The organism is Paenarthrobacter sp. PH39-S1, assembly GCF_030063245.1.
GTDB lineage: Bacteria > Actinomycetota > Actinomycetes > Actinomycetales > Micrococcaceae > Arthrobacter_M.
The window spans coordinates 1-20494 of sequence record NZ_JASISR010000018.1 but is presented as its reverse complement, the minus strand read 5'-3'; the positions used below and the strand labels follow the sequence as shown (position 1 = coordinate 20494).

The window sequence follows — 20494 nt, the reverse complement described above, 5'->3', positions numbered from 1 at the left end:
GGTTGAACCAATGACAGGGACGCGCGGGTGAGGGGATGGCAACGGTGAGAAGCCTGCAGCACACGCTGATTGCCAACGGCTTCGCGGATCTTGACAAGAGCGAGCGGTTCCTGAACGCCCCGGAGCTGGCCGGCATCGGGGCGTCCGTGCTCTTTGAGGGGCTGGCCATGGCCGCGGATCCGGATCTGGCGTTGCAGTCGCTGGTCCGGCTGCTCAGTCACAATCCGGGGTTGAAGGAACTGATCGACGACGGCGTCCAGCGCAGCGAACCCTTATTCCGCCTGCTCGGAGCCTCCGAGGCGCTGGCGGAATTCCTGATGCGCCATCCGGAGCACCTGGACGTGCTTTCCGTCGCTGTCGGCCCGGAGCCCAGGGCCAGGGACGGCGCCGGGCTGAGATCATCGCTGCTGCAGGCGGTCGGCGCGGATCCACAGGCCGATCCGCCCGTGGCGATTATGCACGGGACGCAGGCATACATTGCCCTGCGGACCCGTTACCGTAGGCATCTGACGGAATTGGCCATCCGTGACCTCTGCGCGGCCTCACCGCAGGATTTCCTGCCCGACGCCGGGGCGGAGCTGGCCGATCTGGCCGGTGCCGCGCTGGAAGCGGCGCTGGCGGTGTCCCGCCGCGAGCTGGCGTTCAAGGTGGCACCCGACGACGTTGCCCGGGTCCGGCTCACCGTGATCGGGATGGGCAAATGCGGGGCACATGAACTGAACTACATTTCCGACGTCGATGTCATCTACGTGATCGACGCGCCGGGGATGGACGAAGCGCACGCAGCCGCGGTCGGGAACCAGCTGGCCGCGGGTATTTCGCACGCAATCAACGCCCCTGCCCGTGAGCCGGGCCTCTGGGAGGTGGACGCGAATCTGCGCCCAGAGGGCAAGGACGGGCCGCTGGTGCGGACGCTGGAATCACACCTGACCTACTACCGGCGCTGGGCCCAGACCTGGGAATTCCAGGCGCTGCTGAAGGCGCGCACCGTCGCGGGAGACGCGGAGCTGGGCCGCCGTTATGAAGATGCGGTGGCGCCGCTCATTTGGTCGTCCTCGGAGCGGGAAGGTTTCGTCGAGTCGGTCCAGAGCATGCGCCGCCGGGTGACGGACAACATCCCCCTACAGGACGGCGCGCGGCAGATCAAGCTCGGCAAGGGCGGCCTGCGCGATGTTGAATTCACCGTCCAACTGCTGCAGCTGGTGCATGCCAAGGCCGATCCGTCGCTGCGCTGCAGGGATACGACGACGGCGATCGCGGCGTTGTCCTCCGCCGGGTACATCGGGCGCACGGACGCGCGGGAATTTGACGCCGCCTACCGGTATCTGCGGGTGCTGGAGCACCGGATCCAGCTGGTTCAACTGCGGCGCACCCACCTGATGCCGGCCACGGACAGCGCCTTGCGGGCACTGGCAAAGTCCTCGATCGGCCCGCTAAGCACGGCGCGCCCCACCGCGGATTCGCTGCTGGCGCAGTGGCAGAAGGTCAAACGCAGTGTCCGCGCCCTGCACGAGCGGATTTTCTACCGGCCGCTGCTGACGACAGCGGCACACCTGAGTGCCGATGACGTCCGGCTCACGTCCGAGGCGGCGCAGGGACGTCTGGCCGCGCTCGGCTACCGCGACACCAGCGGTGCCATGCGCCATATCGAGGCGTTGACCTCCGGCGTCAGCCGCCGCGCGGCCCTGCAGCGTCAGCTGCTTCCGGTGCTGCTGGATTGGCTGGCCGACGGCGTCGATCCCGATGCGGGTCTGCTCGCCTTCCGGCGGGTCAGCGAGGCGCTGGGTACCTCGCACTGGTACCTGGGCATGCTCCGCGACTCGCAGGCGGCAGCCGAGCGGCTCTGCCATGTTCTCTCCAGCTCCAGACTCATCACTGATCTGCTGGAGGTCTCGCCTGAATCCACCGCCTGGCTGGGCACGAACAACGAGCTGGTGCCGCTGAGTTTTGAGGCGCAGTGGCAGGAAAGCCGCTCCAAGATGTCCCGCCATCCGGAGCCGAATGATGCCATCCGGCTGATCAGGCTGATCCGCCGACGCGAGGTGCTGCGGATCGCGATTGCCGACTGCTCGGGCCTGTTAAAGCAGGACGACGTCGGCCTTGCCTTGGCGGATGCCGACCGGGCCGCCGTGCTGGGCGCACTGCACGTGGCCGAAGCCGAAGCGTACGCTGCGGCCGGACCCAAAACGAAGCTACTGGTGGTGGCGATGGGCCGGCAGGGCGGACGCGAAATCGGCTACGGCTCGGACGCGGACGTCCTCTACGTGCACCGCGCCCTCCCCGGTGTTCCCGGCGCCGAGGCGCAGCAGCAGGCCGAGGCTATGGTGTCCCGGCTCTCGGTGCTGCTGACGCAGCCCCTGAAGCCCGCCATTCCGGCCGAACGGGTGCTGACCATCGACGCGGACCTGCGCCCGGAGGGTAAAAACGGGCCCATGGTCAGGTCGTTGGATTCCTACCGTGAGTATTATCAGCGCTGGTCGCTGATCTGGGAGGCGCAGGCGCTGCTGCGGGCCACGCCGATGGCCGGCTCCGATGAGCTGGCCGCCGATTTTACCGCCATGATCGATCCGCTCCGTTACCCCGCCACGCTGACGGAAGCCGATCTGCGCGAGATCCGCCGGGTCAAGGCCAGAGTCGAATCCGAGCGGCTGCCCCGCGGGGCGGACCCTGCCCGGCACCTGAAATTGGGCCGCGGCGGCCTGAGCGACGTCGAATGGCTGGTACAGCTGTGGCAGCTCCAGCACGCCCACAGTGAGCCGGCTCTGCGCACGACGTCCACCCTTCTGGCGCTGGAGGCGGCCCGGGAACTGGGTCTGGTCACCGCGGAGGATGCCGGGCTGCTGGCCAACAGTTGGCGGCTGGCCAGCAGAATCCGCTCCGCCAATGTGATCTGGAGCGGCAGGTCTTCGGATCTGTTGCCCTCCTCGCGCCGTGACCTTGAGGCGGTGGCGCGCTGGTGCGGCTACGACGGCGGTCAAGCGGCCCAGCTCGAGGACGATTACCTTGGCCTGACCAGACGGTCCCGGGCGGTCTTCGAGCGGCTGTTTTACGGGTTTTAGCTGGATAACCGACCCAGCGCGCGGCGGACTTGAATCGGAGATAAAGCACGGAGGCGAGCCACCCTCGGGCGCGGCTAAGGCGCGCGAGTGGCGGCTGCCCTTACCCGCGGTGCGCGGCCGTGCCGATGACCCGCCCCGCTGGGCGGCCTCCCTTTTCGCGCTGCCGGGGGATAACGGGTAGCGTCAACCCCGTACTTTGTCGGCTTTCGAAGCGGCCGGCCGGAACCTGTGAGGGGTTGTATTACATGCAGAGGCTATCGACAGCCCGACGGACCCAGCGCGGCAGCGTAGCCGCACTGGGTGTGTTGCTGACCATTTTGGCCATGTTTTTCGGGGCCTCTGGCGCCGCGGCGCTGTCTCCGGCGCCGCACGTGGCCGCCCAGCCGGCGGACCGCTCCGGTGCCGTCGCGCACGCGCCGGTCGCGGCGCCGTCGGACGTAGTAGGTAAGACCTTTACCATCGGCACGGACACCACCTTCGCCCCGTTTGAGTTCCGGGACAGCAGCGGGGAACTGGTCGGCATCGACATGGATATTATCCGCGCCGTGGCCAAGAGCCAGGGCTTCACCGTTGAAGTGAAGTCGCTGGGATTCGCCGCGGCACTGCAGGCGCTATCCTCCAAGCAGGTGGATGGGGTGATTGCGGCCATGTCCATCACGGACGAACGGAAAAAAGTCTACGACTTCTCCGATCCGTATTTCGATTCCGGCGTGCAGATGGCCGTCGCCAAGAGCAACACGGACATCAAGGGCTATGCGGACCTGAAGGGAAAGACGGTTACCGCGAAGACCGGCAGCGAAGGGGAGACCTTCGCTCAATCCATCGCGGGCAAGTACGGCTTCACGGTCAAGCCGCTCGACCAGTCAGCCACGATGTACGGATTGGTCAAATCCGGCAATGCGGCAGCCGTCTTTGACGACTACCCGGTGCTGGCCTACGGCGTCAGCCAGAATAACGGGCTGAAGACCGTGACCGAAAAAGAAGCTGGCGGCTCCTATGGATTCGCTGTCAACAAGGGGCAGAACGCGGAACTGATGGCCGCCTTCGACAAAGGCCTGGCGGAGCTCAAGAGCAACGGCCAGTACCAGGCAATCCTGGACAAATACCTCAAGTCCCCCCAGGACACCGTCTCGGCGGACAGCAGCTTTTGGGCGCTGTTGGTCAGCAGCATGCCGGCGCTGCTCAAGGGCCTGCAGAACACCGTCGTCGTCACGTTGATCTCCTTCGCCTTCGCCATGCTGCTGGGGCTGCTTTTCGGTTTCCTGAAGGTCTCCCACAACATAGTGCTGCGCGGGATCGCCACCACCTTCGTGAACATTTTCCGCGGCACGCCGCTGCTGGTGCAGGCGTTCTTCTTCTACTTTGGCCTCCCGCAGATCATCGGGCAGCCGGTCAATATCTGGGTTGCGGGCGTGCTGACTTTGAGCCTGAACTCGGCCGCCTACGTCACCGAGATCGTCCGCGGCGGCATCCAGTCCGTGGATCCCGGCCAGCTGGAAGCCAGCCGCAGCCTGGGGCTCGGTTACGGCACCTCGATGCGCCGCGTCGTCGTGCCTCAGGCTTTCAAAATCATGACGCCGTCGCTGATCAACCAGCTGGTCATCCTGCTCAAGGACAGCTCGCTGTTGCTGGCCATTGGCTTCGCCGAGCTGCTCTACCAGGGCCAGCAGATCTACTCCAACAACTTCCGCATCAGCGAAACGCTGCTGATCGTGGCCGCTATGTACTTCATCGTGATCATGATCCTGACGAAGCTGTCCAACATCGTCGATAAGAGGTTCAACAAATGAGCGAGCTCGCGAGCAGTAAATCCGCCGGCAGGAGTGCCGTCAGTAAAATTGCCGTCAAGGGTCTGAAAAAGTCCTTCGGCGCCAACGAGGTCCTCAAGGGCATCGACGTTGAGGTCGCGGACGGGGAAGTGGTCTGCGTGATCGGGCCCTCCGGTTCGGGCAAATCAACCTTTCTGCGCTGTCTGAACAAGCTTGAGGACATCACCGCCGGCTCGGTGGTAGTGGACGGTATTGACCTGACCGCTCCGAAAGTGGATCTGAACAAGGTCCGCCAGCAGATCGGAATGGTGTTCCAGCACTTCAACCTCTTTCCACACATGACCGTGCTGGAAAACATCACGCTGGCTCCGGTGGAGCTGAAGAAGCAGACCAAGGTGCAGGCGCGGAAGACAGGCATGGACCTGCTCCGGCGCGTGGGTTTGGAAGAGAAGGCCGATGCCAGGCCGGCGTCACTGTCCGGCGGCCAGAAACAGCGCGTGGCCATTGCCCGCTCGCTGGCAATGAACCCCGGGATCATGCTCTTCGACGAGGCCACCAGCGCCCTGGACCCGGAAATGGTAGGGGAAGTGCTGCAGGTGATCCGGGACCTCGCCAAGGAAGGAATGACCATGGTGGTGGTGACGCACGAGATGGGGTTTGCCCGCGAGGTGGCGGACCGGGTCATTTTTATGGCCGACGGGCTGATCTGTGAGCAGGGCAGCCCGGTGGACATCTTCAGCCATGCGCAGCAGCCACGGCTGCAGGATTTCCTGGCCAAAGTCCTCTAACGGCGGATCCTGCTTCCACCGGTGACCGTGGAAATTGATTGAACCATGGAACCGATTGAACTGAAGCATCGAAAACGAGGAATGAGGTGTGGATGGATATCCAGAATCTTCTTGAAGATATCGCCGGCGCCGTCCGCCCCGTGGCGGCCGCGGGAGCGGTGGCCGATTACATCCCCTCCCTGAGCTCCGTCAGCGCGGACCACTTCGGCATTTCCGTGGCCACCGCCGACGGCGAGCTCTACGGCGCGGGCGAATGGGACACCCCGTTTTCCATTCAGAGTATTTCCAAGGTCTTCAGCCTGGCGTTGGTGCTCGCCGGCGACGGCGACCGGATCTGGCAGCGCGTCTTCCGGGAACCCTCCGGGACGCCATTCAATTCGCTGGTCCAGCTGGAGTCCGAGGAGGGCATTCCGCGCAACCCGTTCATCAATGCGGGCGCCCTGGTGGTGACGGATCGGCTGATCACCCTCACCGGCGACGCCGGCGCCTCGGTCCGGGACCTGCTCCGCCGCGAGAGCGGGAACCCGGGCATTGCAGCCGATCCACTGGTGGCGGCCTCCGAGGCGAAGTTCGGGCACCGCAATGCCTCCCTGGCGCATCTGCTGGCCAGTTACGGAAACTTGGAAAACCCCGTGGGCCTGGTGCTGGAGCAGTACTTCGACCAGTGCGCGCTGGAAATGAGCTGTCGGGATCTGGCCGTCGGCGGCAGGTTCCTCGGCCGCAACGGAGTGGCTGCGGACGGAACCCAGTTTCTCTCGCCGAGCCAGACCAAACGCATTAACGCCGTCATGCTCACCTGCGGCACGTACGACGCGGCGGGAGAATTCGCCTACCGTGTGGGGCTGCCGGGCAAAAGCGGCGTCGGTGGTGGCATCGTTGCGGTGGTACCGGGCCGGTGCACCATCTGCGTCTGGAGCCCGGGGCTGAGCAAATCCGGAAACTCGCTGGCCGGTGTCGAGGCCCTGGACGAGTTCACCACCCGAACCGGCTGGTCCATCTTCTAAGCCGCCGCCGGGCTTGTGAGTGCTGGGTTCTGAGCGCTGGTCGAGCTTGTCAAGACCTCAAGACCGCGCCCCGTTACCTCGCTCGGGAGCCACCGTCGGCACCGGGTCACCACCGCTCAGGGAACCCGTCGTGAAGCCTGGAACCCGTCAACATCCTGTTGTCAACTTGGGTTTACCTTGAAACGTCGCGTCAACTATGGTTGACGCATGGAGGTGAACCGGTTGAAGACGATGGTTGGATCGATGGATGGCATGGGCCCCGCGGAGGCCCTGCACGCTGTTGCTGAACTACAGAGGGAAGTGGGGCGCACCGAGGCCGCGCTGGTGCGCAGGGCGCGTCAGGCGGGGCTTTCTTGGGAGGCGGTGGCAGCATGCCTGGGTGTCAGCAAGCAGGCGGTCCACAAGAAATACGGGAAGCAATAAGCCGGCCGGCACGTCGCCCGTCGATGCACGCGGACGGCCCCGCACGCGGACGGCCCCGCACTTAGGTGCGGGGCCGTCGCCGTCGTTCTTCATCGCTTGTCTCGTTCTCACTGATTGCGCGGCAGTTGTGCCTCAGCGGCGTGTACCGGACATCTGCTGCGCAGTCGATGAGGAGAGCGGGCTACACGCCGTAGTAGAGCTCGAACTCGTACGGGTTCGGGCGCAGGGACAGCGGGCGGATCTCGTATTCGTACTTGTACTCGATCCAGGTGTCGATCAGGTCCTGGGTAAAGACCCCGCCGGCCTGCAGGAACTCATTGTCATCGGCCAGGGCCTGCAGCGCTTCCTCCAGGGAACCCGGCGCCTTGGGAATGTCCTTGGCCTCCTCGGCGGGCAGCTCGTAGAGATCCTTGTCGATCGGGGCCGGGGGTTCAATTCGGTTCTTGATACCGTCCAGACCGGCCATGAGCTGAGCGGCGAAGGCCAGGTACGGGTTGGACGAGGCATCGGGGGCACGGAACTCCAGGCGCTTGGCCTTCGGGTTGGACCCGGTAATCGGAATGCGGATACCAGCGGAGCGGTTGCCCTGGGAGTAGACCATGTTCACCGGCGCCTCGAACCCCTTGACCAGGCGGCGATAGGAGTTGACCGTCGGGTTGGTGAAGGCCAGCACGGCGGAGGAGTGCTTGAGCAGGCCGCCAATGTACCAGCGCGCCAGGTCGGACAGACCCGCATAGCCCTTCTCATCGTAGAACAGCGGCTCGCCGCCGTTCCACAGTGACTGGTGGCAGTGCATGCCGGAGCCGTTGTCACCGAAGACCGGCTTGGGCATGAACGTCACGGACTTGTTCCACTGCCACGCGGTGTTCTTGATCACGTATTTGAACTTCTGCAGATCATCCGCGGCGTGGACCAGGGTGTTGAACTTGTAGTTGATCTCCGCCTGGCCGGCAGCGCCGACTTCATGGTGGGAGCGCTCCACTTCCAGATCAACATTGTCCAGCTCGATGCACATCGCATCGCGCAGATCTGCCTGGTGGTCAACCGGAGCCACCGGGAAGTAACCGCCCTTGACCGGAGTCTTGTAACCGAGGTTGCCGCCCTCTTCCTCGCGACCACTGTTCCAGTTGGCTTCGATCGAATCGATCTTGTAGAAGGACCCCTGCGGAGAGGACTCGAACTGCACGTTGTCGAAGACGAAGAATTCCGCCTCCGAACCGAAGAACGCGGTGTCGGCAATTCCGGTGGAGGCCAGGTAGGCCTCAGCCTTCTCGGCAACGCCGCGGGGATCCCGGTGGTACGGATCTCCGGTGCGCGGATTGACGATGGAGAAGTTCAGCGCCAGGGTCTTCTCGAGCCGGAAGGCATCAACGAATGCGGTGGTCACGTCCGGGATAAGCTGCATGTCCGACTCGGCAATGCCCTGGAAACCGCGGATGGAGGAACCATCGAAGAGTTGGCCGTGGACAAAGAAGTCCGCATCGACGCTTTTCGCGGGAACATTGAAGTGCTGCTGTACCCCTGGCAGATCGGTGAATCGGATATCGACGAACTTAACGTCTTCGTCCTTGATGTATTTGAGGACTTCGTCCGCGTTCTTGAACATCTATGCTCCTTACGCATAAGGGGTGTCCGGCCGCGAGCGGCCGAATAGTGCAACTGCAACTGTTACCAGACTAGGCACACGGGATTACCCGCGAGTGTCTGCATTGTTTCGGGGAGGTTACGGGATCGCCGTTCACCCCAAGTCTAACGGCGGCATACTGTCCGGCCCGCATCGGTGGCACGGGTACGCTTGAGACGTGGTGGATCGTAAAGACATCGGCTCCTGGCTCAGCGGCCCTGATACCTCTGGAATTTCCAAATACCCCGGGGAGCGGCTCGGCCTGCCCGAATCCGGCCCCGGTTCGATGGCCCGGGCCGGACGGCGGATCCTGGCGATCTGCATCGACTGGGGATTGTGCTACCTGATAGCGCACCTGCTGTTGAACGGAAACTCCACCGGAATCCTGGGCATTTTCATCCTGGAACAAATTCTGCTGGTGGGCACGTTGGGTTACAGCATTGGTCACCGGATTGCCGGCATTCACGTCACAAGGCTCGACGGCGGCCCGGCCGGCCCGCTGGCGGCTGTGGTCCGCACGCTGCTGCTGGCACTGGTGATCCCTGTGGCCATAGTGGACGCGGACCACCGGGGGCTCCACGACAAGGCGATGAACACCAAGCTTGTCCGCATGTAATGGAAGTTAACCGGAGTTGGCTTTTTCAGGCGTGCAACCATTCCGCATCAGGAACAAGCCCTGGCGTAAACATCGTGCAGCTGAAATCATCCTGCGGAGGCAAACATTCCGCGGCCGCAAAAATCGCGCCGCTGCAAACGATCCGCGGCCGCAATTTTTCCCCGTTCCCCGGTAACCGCAAGGAGGCGCCGCCCAGGATGGGCGGCGCCTCCTTACAGCTTGTCTGGCGATTTGTCCTCGGGGGACAATCACGTCTTGGCTGGAGATCCAACGCCATACCGCACCAGGCCTCCAACGTCAGGCCTATGACGGCAGGCCCCTAACACCCGGCCTTTGCCGGCACATCTTTAACACCACATCTCTGACAGCCGGCCTTTGCCGGCACATCACTAACGCCAGGCCATTGACGGAACGTCTCTAACGGCCGCGGGCGGCCTTGCGGTCCGGACGCGCCTTGTACGGGTCGATGCCCTTCGGGATGGGCAGCTTGTTCCCCAGCGAGGAGATGCGCTTGCTGACCGCGCCGACCTCCACCTTGGTCAGCTCCGGCTTGAACTTCTGCAGCTTCTTGGTCAGCTTGCTCAGCTCAACCTGTCCTTCGCCGCGGCCCGTTTCAATGACATGAACGCTGACGTTGGGCAGGATCCGCTTCAGCCGCTTGCGCTCGGAATCCACCAGCGGGCGCACCCTGGCGGACGGGCCCTCCGTGATCAGTACGATGCCCGGCCGGCCGATGGCGCGGAAGACAGCGTCTTGGGTGCGCGGGTTGACCGCGACCGGCTGCTCTTCAACGATCCATCCGCGCTTGAGCGTATTCAGGGCCGCGCCGGACGCTCCCGGTTTGCCTTCAATCTGGGCGAAGGCGGCGCGCTCGGCACGCCGAGAAAGCACCAGCAGCGCCCCCAGCAGACCGAGGGCGATGCCTAGGATCAGCCCGGTGATCCAGTTGCCGCTGAAGACGAAGATTCCCAGCACCAGACCCACAACAACGACGCCGAGGAAGACCAGCAGCATCAGCCACGGGACATTCGGGTCGTGGCGGCGGGTCATCTTGAAGATTTCCACCATCTGCTTGACGCGCCCCTGCTTCTTCGGGACGGCGGAGGCACCGTTCTTGGAGCGGCGTGAAAACAGCTTCCGCTTGGGTGCGTCGGGGCTGGTGGATGCGGAACTGGTGGATTTGGCCATAGTGGAATTAATTCTATCGGTAATTGAAGCGGTTAATGAGCGGCCAGAAGCGTTGCCGCCTCTTGGCGGGTGGAGCCGGAGTCGGCAATGTGTGCCAGCTCCTCGGGAATCGTCAGGCCCTTCTTGCGCATCGCCGTGGCCCACAACCGTCCGGCACGGTATGACGAACGAACCAGCGGGCCAGCCATTACACCGAGGAAACCGATTTCTTCGGCTTCCTGCGCCAGTTCCACAAACTCCTGCGGCTTAACCCAACGGTCCACCGGATGGTGGCGTTCGCTGGGACGCAGATACTGGTTGATCGTGATCAGGTCACAGCCCGCCTCGTGCAGATCCCGCAATGCCAGCGATACTTCCTCGCGGGTTTCGCCCATCCCCAGGATCAGGTTGGATTTGGTGACCATGCCCAAATCCCGGCCCTGGCTGATCACGTCGAGCGAGCGCTCATAGCGGAACGCGGGACGGATGCTCTTAAAGATGCGCGGGACGGTTTCCACATTGTGGGCAAAGACCTCAGGACGGGAGTCGCAGATCGCCGCAATGTGTTCACGTTTTCCGGAAAAATCCGGAATGAGGATTTCGACGCCGGTGCCCGGATTCAGCTCGTGGATTTTGCGGATGGTTTCGGCATAGAGCCAGACACCTTCGTCCGGCAGGTCATCGCGGGCCACTCCGGTTACCGTGGCATAACGCAGGTTCATCGCGCGCACGGAGCGGGCCACCTTGGTGGGTTCGAAACGGTCCAGCGGGGAAGGCTTGCCGGTATCAATCTGGCAGAAGTCGCAGCGGCGGGTGCACTGTGCCCCGCCGATCAGGAACGTCGCTTCCTTGTCTTCCCAGCACTCGAAGATGTTTGGGCAGCCAGCTTCCTCGCAGACAGTATGCAGCCCTTCTTTCTTCACCAGATTCTTCAACCCGATATATTCCGGGCCCATCTTGACCTTGGCTTTGATCCATTCGGGTTTCCGCTCGACCGGGGTCTCGGAGTTGCGCTGCTCGATACGCAACATCTTGCGGCCTTCGGGTGCCAAGGTCACAGTAAAACTCCTTCTGCCGGCGCCGGTCCTGTGGGACCGCGTCCGATCGCTTCGTCGTGAACGTCCGGGGCAATGAGCGCCCCTTCGTACTTGCAAAATTCTTCAGTGATCCGGGCCACCAGATCGGTCGGCCCAACGTCCCGCCCGGTCTCTGCCAAGATGGAAGTGATACCGGCATCAGTGATGCCGCAGGCGATGATCATTGAGTAAGGTGCCAGATCATTGTTGCAGTTGATCGCAAAGCCATGCATTGTGACGCCCTCATGCACGCGGATCCCGATGGCCGCGATTTTGCGCGTCGGTCCTCGGTCGTCCGCCTCGATCCAGATGCCCGCGCGTCCGCCGACCCGGGTGACGGCAATGGCGTAGTCGCGAAGGACGTTGATGATGATTTCCTCGAGAATACGAACGTACTCCCGGATGCCATGCGGATCCTTCAGTGCCACGATGGGGTAGCCCACCAGTTGCCCGGGACCGTGCCAGGTCAGCTTGCCCCCGCGGTCCACGGCGATCACGGGCGTACCGTCAAAGGGCCGTTCGTGCTCCTCGGTCCGTTTTCCGGCCGTGTAGACGGCGGAATGTTCCAGCAGCAGGACCGTGCTGGGCGCCGTGGAGGCGACGACGTCGTCGTGCAGCTTGCGCTGCAGGTCCCACGCCTGCGTGTAATCGACAAATTCCGGAGCGAATCCGACCTCGCTGAACTCAAGAGTCATGAGGTCAAGGGTAGACCTGTTGGTCTCAGGCACTAAATCCGTCCAGCCGCAGATGACCTGTGCATAACTTCTGCACGATTCGGGATTTTGGTCTATTCCTGAGCTATGGACAATTTCGCTTCCGACGACGGTTCGGTAAGGCTGCCCGACGACGGTCCGGCTCTGTCGTTCGACGACGATCCGGACACCCGCCCTGTGCTTCCGGGCTACCATGCCGAGAGGCTGCTGGGAACCGGAGCCAGTGCGCAGGTATGGCTCGTACAACATGAGGCAACGGGGAGGCTGCTGGCGGCCAAGTGTTTTCCGCCGGAGGAATCCCTGACCGGGGCCTCGGACGTGTCGTTGGCGCGGGAGTTGCGGATCCTGGCGAATTTCACACACGACCATTTACTGACGGTCCACTCCGCAGCCGGGCTCGGCGGCGCGTGGACCGGCGGGAGAGCCCTGCTGATGGAGTACGCGCCCGGTGGATCGCTGGCGGCCCTGGTCGCCGCGCGCGGCCCGCTCAGCATCGGCGAGTGCGTCACGGTCCTGACCCCACTGGCACAGGTGCTGGGTTATCTGCATTCCGAGGGGGTCGCACACCGGGACGTATCACCGGGCAATGTTCTCTTTACCGCACAGGGCAAGCCGCTTCTCGCAGATTTTGGCGTGGCCAGGATGGTCGGGGATGCCGTGCAGTTCAGGACCGGCACTCCGGGCTTCACCGCTGACGACGCTGCTTATTCCGGCGATGGCGGCGAGGCGGCGCTGGACCCGGCCGGTGACGTCTATGCTGCGGCCGCTGTGGGTTGGTTCGCCCTCACCGGACAGGTTCCCAGGGAAACCGAGTTCCGGGCGCCCCTATCGGCCTTAGTTCCGGGCGTGCCAGAAGAGCTCGCGGCGGCTCTTGAAGCCGGACTGCAGGAAGTCCCGATGCGGCGGCCGACGGCGCTTGAATTTGCCCAGGGGGTGTACCGCAGCGCTCCCGCCGCCGTCATCGATCTGTCAGCCTCAGTTCATCCCAGCGTTTTGCCGGATTTGCTCACCCGGCGCCAGGTGCGGCGTCCGACCGTGCATTGGTACCGGCCCGGAAGCTGGACATGCCTGCGGCAGCTCTCCAGACCCGGTCACCCGGAGGGGCGGCGTCATGGATCAGCAGGTTTCCGCAGGCGAGGATGGCGCCGGGTGAGCGGCCGTGGCGGCCAGCCTGGACCGGGCCTGGCAGGCGGGGGCCCGGCAGGAGGGGGCCCGGCTGGACGGGGCCCGGCTGGACGGGGCCTGGCAGGAGGGGGCTCGGCAGGAGGGGGCCTGGCCGGAGACGGCGTGGCTGGAGCGGGGAGCGTGTTCCCCGGGTCGAACGAACGTATTGGGGCGGCCGGAATGGGCATGGCTGCGCGCCTCGGCGACGGAACAGGAGCCGGAGGTCCTAGCCGCAGAGACTTCCTTCCTCGCCGCAGATACTTCCGTCGGGGCCATGGCGGCGTTCGCCGTCGGGACTGGAGCTCTGAGGAGGGACAGGCCCGCGCCGGAGGCCGTGAGGAGGGACAGGCCCGCGCCGGAGGCCGTGAGGAGAGACAGGCCCGAGCCAGGAGTCGTGAGGAGATACATCTTCGCGCCAGCGGCATGGTCCGGATGCTCCGCACTTTCGCCTCGGCCGTGGTTCTCCTCCTGGTGGTGAGCGCCGGCATGCTTATCTGGCGCCCGGATGCCGGCGGACCCGGTCGACTAGCGCCGGTGGAGGGCGCGGGCGGGCCGGAGCCTCCGCAGGATGCGCTGGCGACCCTGGCCGTGCCGGACACGATCCGCGCCAAGCTGGGCGCCGAGGACCCCGCGGAGGCCCTGGGCGCGCTGGCATGGCTGCGCTCATATGCCTTTTCCTCCGGCCAAGCGGACCTATTGAAGCATGTGAATATCGCAGATTCACCCGCCATGGCTGCGGATGCGGCGGTCGCCGCCCTGCTGCAGAAGGACAAGCACAGGCTCACCGGTCTGGAAAGCCAGGTCCTCAGTTCCCACGAACTGGCCGACGATTTGCCCGATTCGGCACGCCTCAATGCGACCACCGTCACCAGCGGTTTCGCCGAGCAGGACCAGCAAGGAGTGGTGGTCCGCTCCCAGCCCGAAGCGGCAACCCAAGAGCTGTTGTTCGTGCTGCAACGGGAGGAGCAAGGGCACTGGCGGATAGCCGAGGTTCACTTGCCGGCCAATTGACGGGCGGACCGTGGGCTGATCACTTTGCTGGGTACCGATCTGTCCTGAATGCCACTGGGCAGTCCATTCGTGCCGGTCACCGCGCCGGGCCGTCGGTGCCGGTCAATCGGTGCCGGCCACCCACTGCGCCACGGCAGACGCCGTCGGATGGATAAATCTGAAGCCGTGTTCCACCAGCACCCCGGGTACCGCACGGGTGCTGGTGAGCAGCATTTCGTCGGCGAGCCGGCCCAGCGCGGCAGCGAGAACGAACTCGGGGACGCGCAGGCGTGCGGGCTTTCCCAGCGCCTGCGCCAACGCGACCACCAAGTCATCCACCTGCACCGGCTCCGGCGCGCACAGGTTGACAGGTCCATGGATGTCGTTATGCAGCAGGAATTCCATCGCGGCGACGTCGTCCGGCAATGAAATCCAGGGCCAGTACTGCCGGCCGCTGCCCAGCGGCCCTCCGACGCCGGCTTTCAATGGCAGCAGCAGTTTGCCGATCGCACCGCCATGCCGGGTGACGACGACACCCGTTCGCATCACTACCGTGCGCACCTCATCCGGGGCCGCCAAGGCCGCATCTTCCCAGCGTCGGCAAATATCCGCCAGCAGGGAATCCGTGGCTGATGAACCCGTCTCGTCCACTGCGGCGGAGTCAACGTTCCCGTAATATCCCGTTCCGGACTGGCTGAGGAAGACCGGGGGCGGGTTGTCCGCCTGTTCCATGGCACGGACCAGTGTAACGGTGGAACCGATCCGCGATTCATACAGCGTTTCTACGTAGCTCCGCGTCCATGGGCGGTCCGCCGGTCCCGCGCCGGAAAGGTTGACGACGGCGTCCATACTGTCCATCCGGTGCGGATCAAGTTCCCGGCCGGCCGGGTCCCATTGAACCTCAGCGGAACTGCGGGCGCGACGGCGGACCAGACTGGTCACCCGATGCCCTTGGGCGGTGAGATGCTGACTGACGGCCGAGCCGAGCAGTCCTGAGCCGCCGGATATGAGGATTCGCATAGAGCCATCACATCACAGCAGCCACCGGTGCGGAACACCCGCCGGATCCGAGTTATGACGCGCGGCGAACTAGTCTCGCGGGCGGTCTGTGGCCTCCCTGCGCCCGCGGGCTGAGTGGCTAAGATCGAACAATGACCTCTTCTAGCTACTTCCGTTATCCGCATCTGCACGGGGAACTGGTCACCTTTGTGGCCGAGGACGACGTCTGGGTGGCGCCGCTGGACGGCGGACGGGCGTGGCGCGTATCGTCGCTGCAGCTGCCGGCCAGAAATCCGCGGTTCACCCCCGACGGCGCCCGGTTGATCTGGACGGTCGTGCAGGACTCCGCGCCGGAGGTGGTCAGCTCATCCCTTGACGGCGGCGACTTCCGCCGGCTGACCTACTTCGGGCATCAGAGCACCAAGGTCAAGGGATTCACCGCCGCGGGCGACGTGGTGGTGACCAGCGCTTTTGACCAGGCGGAGAGCCGCCACACCTGGGCGTACGCGCTGAAAACGGATGGCTCGGCCCGGGCGCTGCTGCCTTACGGGCCGATTGAAGCCGTGGCGTTCGGTCCCGAAGTAGGTGACGAGAGGCCTGTCGTCGTCTCTTCGGTACTGTCACGCGAACCGGCCTGGTGGAAGCGGTACCGCGGTGGCACCGCCGGGAAACTGTGGATCGACGCGGACGGGTCCGGGGAATTCTCCCGCCTGGTTCCCGGTCTGAACGGCAATCTGACGGATCCGATGTGGCTCGGTGACCGAATTGCATTCCTCTCCGACCATGAAGGTCATGGGAACGTCTATTCCGTCCGGCCGAACGGCACCGGCCTGCAGCGGCACACGGACCACGAAGGGTTCTACGTGCGGCACGCCGCCACGGATGGCGAGCGGATCATATTCGAGTCCGCCGGGGACCTGTTCCTGCTCTCCAGTCTTGATGCCGAACCGGTCCGGTTGGCCGTGACCTTGGGCTCGGCGTCGACGGGGCGTCGGCCCCGACCGTTGAATGTCAGCGAGCATCTCGGCGAAGTGTTGCCGGACCTGACCGGCCGCGCAAGCGCGGTGGAGGCCCATGGCACGGCGCATTGGTTGACGCACCGTGACGGACCGTCGCGCATCCTGGAAGCCACCCCGGGCGTACGGACCCGGCTGGTGCGGCCATTGGGCAACGACAAGGTGGTCTATGTTGCCGATCACGGCGGCGTCGAGGCCCTCTATATTAAGGATGTCCGGGCCGATGTTGCGGAAAGTTCCGCCGCCGCGCTACCCGGCAATGAAACCGCCGACGGCGGCAATGAAACCGCCGACGGCGGCAGTGCCGCCAGCTGGACCGAGGGCGTCAGGATTTTCGGCGACCCCCTGCAGGCCGCGAACAGCAGCCGATTGGACGCCATGGGCGGAACCGGCACCGATGCGACGGTCAATCTGGGGGCCAATGCGGACAGCGCGGCAGAGGACACCGGAGTCAAAGCTGCAACACCGGATTCATCGCGCCAGGATTCGCTGCCCCGGCCGGTTTCCGCCGCCGAGGTGGCCCAGGCCGGCGCGGTTTCCGTGCCGGTCCCCGCCTGGCCTGACGAGGAACCGGCTCGCCAGGACTCTCCGCCAGCCGGTGGAGCGGGGGACTCCGCCGCGGCCGTGACCCAGCCCAGCACCGCGGGATCGCGCAGGCTCAGGGATCCGGCGCCCGGCGCCCGTCGGATCGAATTCGACGGTCTGGTCCGCGTCAGCGAAGTAGCCGCCAGCCCGGACGGCAGGTTTGCCGCGGTGGGAACCGAACTTGGTCGGGTACTGCTGCTGGACGTCGTGGCAGGAACCCTGCGGGAAGTGGCAGCCACGGATGCGGGCGCCATCGGCGAGCTGGTTTTCAGCCCGGACTCGGCCTGGCTGCTATGGGTGGAACCCGTCGGTGCGGATACCGACCGTTCCAGGCTGCGGCTGGCCCCTGTGGAAGACCACTTGGTCGCCAGCGGCGCAGCCGCATATGACAGCGGAATCCTGGAGCTGACAGACGGCAGGTTCGCCGACCACGGCCCGGCGTTTACTCCCGACGGACGGTTTATCGCCTTCCTGTCCCAGCGCAGCTTCGATCCGGTCTACGACACGCACGGATTCGATCTGAGCTTCCCGGCCTCCACCAAACCGTTCCTGCTCGCGCTCGCCGCCGGAACGCCGTCGCCCTTTGGCCCGTCTGTGGAAGGCACACCCGCGGATCCGGAGACACTCAAGGCTGACGGGGGCGAGGACAAGCACAAGGGCCACGCCGTGCCGCTGGTGGTTGACGCGCAGGGGATCAGCGGACGGCTCGTTCCGGTCCCGGTTCCGCAGGGCAACTACGAGAAGCTCAGCGCCGCGGACGGCGCGCTGCTTTGGCTCGCCGGTGCGACCGAGGGCGTTACCGGCGACGGCCGGGCCTCTACCAGCGATCAACCCGCGGCCCAGCGGCTGGACCGTTTCGACATCGCGACCCGTGAGGTCAGCACGCTCGTTCCCGCGTTGAGCGCGTACCGCATCACCGGGGACGGTAAGCGGATCGTGCTGGTCCACGATGGCAAGGTCCGCGTGGTTCCGACCGCGACGAAAGTCGAGGAAAGTTCCGCGGAGAGCATCACCGTCGATCTGAGCCGGATCCGGGTCCAGCTGGAGCCGCTCAAGGTCTGGGGACAGGCCTTCGACGAGGCCTGGCGGCTGCAGCGGGACTTCTACTGGACCGCTGACATGGCCGGAATCGACTGGCAGGACGTCTATGACCGGTATCGGCCACTCGTGGAAAAACTGGGATCTCACGACGATCTGGTCGATCTGCTCTGGGAGATGCATGGTGAATTGGGCACCTCCCACGCCTACGTCACGCCCAAGGTGGTCACAGAAGCGGATTCCGGCCATCAGGGCCGGCTGGGCGCCGATCTCAAACGCACCGCCCGCGGCTGGGAAATTGAGCGGGTGCTTCCGGGCGAATCTTCGGATCCGCAAGCCCGCTCCCCGTTGAGCGCGCCCGGGGCGGGGGTCATTCCGGGCGACGTGCTGCTGCGCATTGATGGGGTGGCGTTGCCGGAAAATGGTCCCGAAACGCTTCTGGTCGGAGCAGCCGAGAAGACCGTTGAACTCACGGTCCGTAATGGGCCCGGGCACGACGACGATGCAGGCAAGGTGCGTCGGATCGCCGTCGTGCCGGTCAAGGATGAAGAGCGGTTGCGTTACCAGGACTGGGTGCTGGGAAACCGCCGCACCGTCCGCCAGGCATCCAAGGGACGGTTCGGTTACCTGCATGTTCCGGATATGCAAGCGCGGGGCTGGTCGCAGCTGCACCGGGATCTGGACACGGAAACGGCCCAGGACGGGTTGATTGTGGACGTCCGGCGAAATCGCGGCGGCCATACCTCCCAACTCGTCGCGGAACTGATCGGACGGAAGATGACGGCGTGGTCGCAGGCGCGAGGTCGGCGCCCTGGGATTTATCCAGGGCAGGCGCCGAGGGGACCCGTGGTTCTCCTGACCGACGAATTTGCCGGCTCGGATGGAGACATCATCACCCAGGTGGCGAAACTGCGGGGCATCGGTCCCGTGGTCGGAATGCGCACATGGGGCGGTGTGGTGGGCATCGACGGCAAGTTCTCGCTTGCTGACGGCACGGGCGTAACCCAGCCGAGGTATGCGTTCTGGTTCAGTGGGGGAGTCGGGTGGCAGGTGGAAAACTACGGGGTAGATCCCGACATCGAAGTCCCATTCCCGCCGCACGCATACGGTGACGGTTCCGACCCACAGCTGGAATACGGTGTGGGCGTGCTCAAAAAGATGCTCGCCGAGATCCCTACCCAGACACCCCCGCCTCTGGCCGGATATCCCAGCCGTCAGCCCGGGAAGCTGCCGGCCCGGCCACCGGCGGAGTGACTCCTCCGTAGCTGTAGCTGTAGCCGTAGCCGTACGAAACCAGTCAGCCGGGCAAAGGTGTCTAAAGGGGGCGCTTGCGTCTGTGGAGCGGGGTCAATCGCGGCTTGGACAGTGAAGGCCACGGTCAGTTGGGCCCGAGCAGTGATGGCCAGGGACAGTGATGGCCAGGGACAGTGATGGCCAGGGACAGTGATGGCCAGGGACAGTGTTGGCAAGGGACAGCGATGGCAAGGGACAGTGAAGGCCGCGGTTCCAAGGGGTACCGCGGCCTTCGTGCTCCGGCGACCAAGCCCCGGAATTTATTGCTAGGCCTCCAGCGAGGCGGTGAGGGTGATGTTGACGCCAGCCAGCGCGGCGGAGACCGGGCAGCCGGACTTGGCGTTGTCCGCAATACGCTGGAAATCTTCCTCGCTGAGCCCCGGGACCTTCGCCTTGAGAGTCAGATGGCTGCCGGTAATTCCTTCTCCCGGCTGGAACGTCACATCAGCAGTGGTATGGACCTCGTCGGCCGTTTTCCCCTCCTCGCCCAGCATGTTGCTGAACGCCATGGAGAAGCAGGCCGAGTGTGCCGCGGCGATGAGCTCTTCAGGGCTGGTCTTGCCCTCCGCCTGCTCCGCGCGGGCCTTCCATGTGACGTCGTAGGTGCCGAGGCCGGACGTGTCGAGTGAGACCTGACCGGAGCCCGTAGGTAGGTCGCCGTTCCAGATGGTATGGGCTGTGCGTGTAGTCGCCATGCTAACTCCTATAATCGTGGATGCTGCCGGTGTTAGAACGAAAAACCAGCAACATCGGGGTATGTCCAAGCATCCTAACCATTCCACCCTATGCCGTGAGCCAGTTCTTCGCACAGGCCGCGCCCATTCGTGGCTTTTAAAGGACGCCAACAGTCAGGATTGAGTCGGAGATTCGAATGGGACGAAACTATGGTGCTCACCAACCGCGACTCGAATGCCGCACAGGATATATCCGATATCCCAATTGTTGGGGCGGCGTCAGAAGGGTGGTGGTGGTTCGGGGTTGTTGGGGTAGACGCGTCCGGTGGGTGAGGTGTGGATGAAGACGCCGGGGGTTGGTTGGGTGACGGTCCAGCCGGTGCCGGGGTCGTCTTTGAGGTGGTGATCGGCTGTGCACAGGGGGCCGAGGTTGGTGTCGCTGGTTTCGCCCAGGGGCAGGGGTGTGCCGTCGGGGGCGTAGGTCTGCCGGTGGTAG

The 20494-nt window shown here is 64.6% G+C and carries 14 protein-coding genes and 1 pseudogene; 8 read left to right on the top strand and 7 right to left on the bottom strand.

The features are described from left to right. Window positions 1-35: 35 nt before the first annotated feature. The 5 genes from QMG52_RS12705 to QMG52_RS12685 all read left to right on the top strand — a co-directional run bounded on the left by QMG52_RS12705 (window position 36) and on the right by QMG52_RS12685 (window position 7043). Window positions 36-3059, top strand: a complete 3024-nt coding sequence (locus QMG52_RS12705) for a bifunctional [glutamine synthetase] adenylyltransferase/[glutamine synthetase]-adenylyl-L-tyrosine phosphorylase (protein ID WP_283560767.1) — start codon at window positions 36-38, stop codon at window positions 3057-3059. Between the two features lie 245 nt (window positions 3060-3304). Continuing rightward, window positions 3305-4849: an amino acid ABC transporter substrate-binding protein/permease gene (locus QMG52_RS12700; protein WP_283560766.1), complete on the top strand. Its 1545-nt coding sequence runs from the start codon at window positions 3305-3307 to the stop codon at window positions 4847-4849. Continuing rightward, window positions 4846-5616, top strand: coding sequence for an amino acid ABC transporter ATP-binding protein (locus QMG52_RS12695; RefSeq protein ID WP_283560765.1), 771 nt, complete (start codon window positions 4846-4848; stop codon window positions 5614-5616). The genes QMG52_RS12700 and QMG52_RS12695 overlap by 4 nt, the downstream gene beginning before the upstream one ends. Window positions 5617-5708: 92 nt before the next feature. Then, a complete protein-coding gene (locus tag QMG52_RS12690; protein ID WP_283560764.1) occupies window positions 5709-6620 on the top strand; it encodes a glutaminase in 912 nt (303 codons plus the stop codon). Between the two features lie 207 nt (window positions 6621-6827). Beyond that, window positions 6828-7043 carry an AsnC family protein gene (locus QMG52_RS12685; protein ID WP_283560763.1) on the top strand — a complete coding sequence of 72 codons (216 nt, stop codon included), beginning with the start codon at window positions 6828-6830 and terminating at the stop codon, window positions 7041-7043. A gap of 181 nt (window positions 7044-7224) precedes the next feature. Here QMG52_RS12685 and glnA read toward each other — a convergent pair whose 3' ends face one another. Next, on the bottom strand, window positions 7225-8649 hold the full coding sequence (gene glnA / locus QMG52_RS12680) for a type I glutamate--ammonia ligase (protein ID WP_283560762.1): 1425 nt from the start codon (window positions 8647-8649) through the stop codon (window positions 7225-7227). Between the two features lie 196 nt (window positions 8650-8845). Between glnA and QMG52_RS12675 the strand changes: the two genes are divergently transcribed. Next, window positions 8846-9283, top strand: coding sequence for an RDD family protein (locus tag QMG52_RS12675; protein WP_283560761.1), 438 nt, complete (start codon window positions 8846-8848; stop codon window positions 9281-9283). 417 nt (window positions 9284-9700) lie between these two features. Here the strand turns inward: QMG52_RS12675 and QMG52_RS12670 are convergent, their stop codons facing one another. Genes QMG52_RS12670 through lipB form a run of 3 tightly spaced genes read right to left on the bottom strand, consistent with a single transcriptional unit; the run spans window position 9701 to window position 12221 of the window. Then, on the bottom strand, window positions 9701-10471 hold the full coding sequence (locus QMG52_RS12670; RefSeq protein WP_283560760.1) for a DUF4191 domain-containing protein: 771 nt from the start codon (window positions 10469-10471) through the stop codon (window positions 9701-9703). A 32-nt stretch (window positions 10472-10503) separates the two neighbouring features. Continuing rightward, complete coding sequence (gene lipA, locus QMG52_RS12665; protein WP_283560759.1) at window positions 10504-11508, bottom strand: lipoyl synthase; 1005 nt, start codon at window positions 11506-11508, stop codon at window positions 10504-10506. After that, a complete protein-coding gene (gene lipB / locus QMG52_RS12660; RefSeq protein ID WP_283560826.1) occupies window positions 11505-12221 on the bottom strand; it encodes a lipoyl(octanoyl) transferase LipB in 717 nt (238 codons plus the stop codon). The genes lipA and lipB overlap by 4 nt, the downstream gene beginning before the upstream one ends. A 105-nt stretch (window positions 12222-12326) precedes the next feature. Between lipB and QMG52_RS12655 the strand changes: the two genes are divergently transcribed. Beyond that, window positions 12327-14414: a serine/threonine-protein kinase gene (locus QMG52_RS12655; protein WP_283560758.1), complete on the top strand. Its 2088-nt coding sequence runs from the start codon at window positions 12327-12329 to the stop codon at window positions 14412-14414. Window positions 14415-14516: 102 nt separating this feature from the next. On the opposite strand, the gene QMG52_RS12650 is transcribed toward QMG52_RS12655, so the two are convergent. Continuing rightward, window positions 14517-15413 (bottom strand): TIGR01777 family oxidoreductase, encoded by an 897-nt coding sequence (locus QMG52_RS12650; protein ID WP_283560757.1) that lies wholly within the window; start codon window positions 15411-15413, stop codon window positions 14517-14519. A 131-nt stretch (window positions 15414-15544) separates the two neighbouring features. Between QMG52_RS12650 and QMG52_RS12645 the strand changes: the two genes are divergently transcribed. Then, window positions 15545-19285 carry a S41 family peptidase gene (locus QMG52_RS12645; protein WP_283560756.1) on the top strand — a complete coding sequence of 1247 codons (3741 nt, stop codon included), beginning with the start codon at window positions 15545-15547 and terminating at the stop codon, window positions 19283-19285. 305 nt (window positions 19286-19590) lie between these two features. Here the strand turns inward: QMG52_RS12645 and QMG52_RS12640 are convergent, their stop codons facing one another. Further along, complete coding sequence (locus QMG52_RS12640) at window positions 19591-20019, bottom strand: OsmC family protein (protein ID WP_283560755.1); 429 nt, start codon at window positions 20017-20019, stop codon at window positions 19591-19593. Between the two features lie 258 nt (window positions 20020-20277). Beyond that, window positions 20278-20494, bottom strand: a pseudogene (locus QMG52_RS12635) (hypothetical protein); the annotation flags it as partial.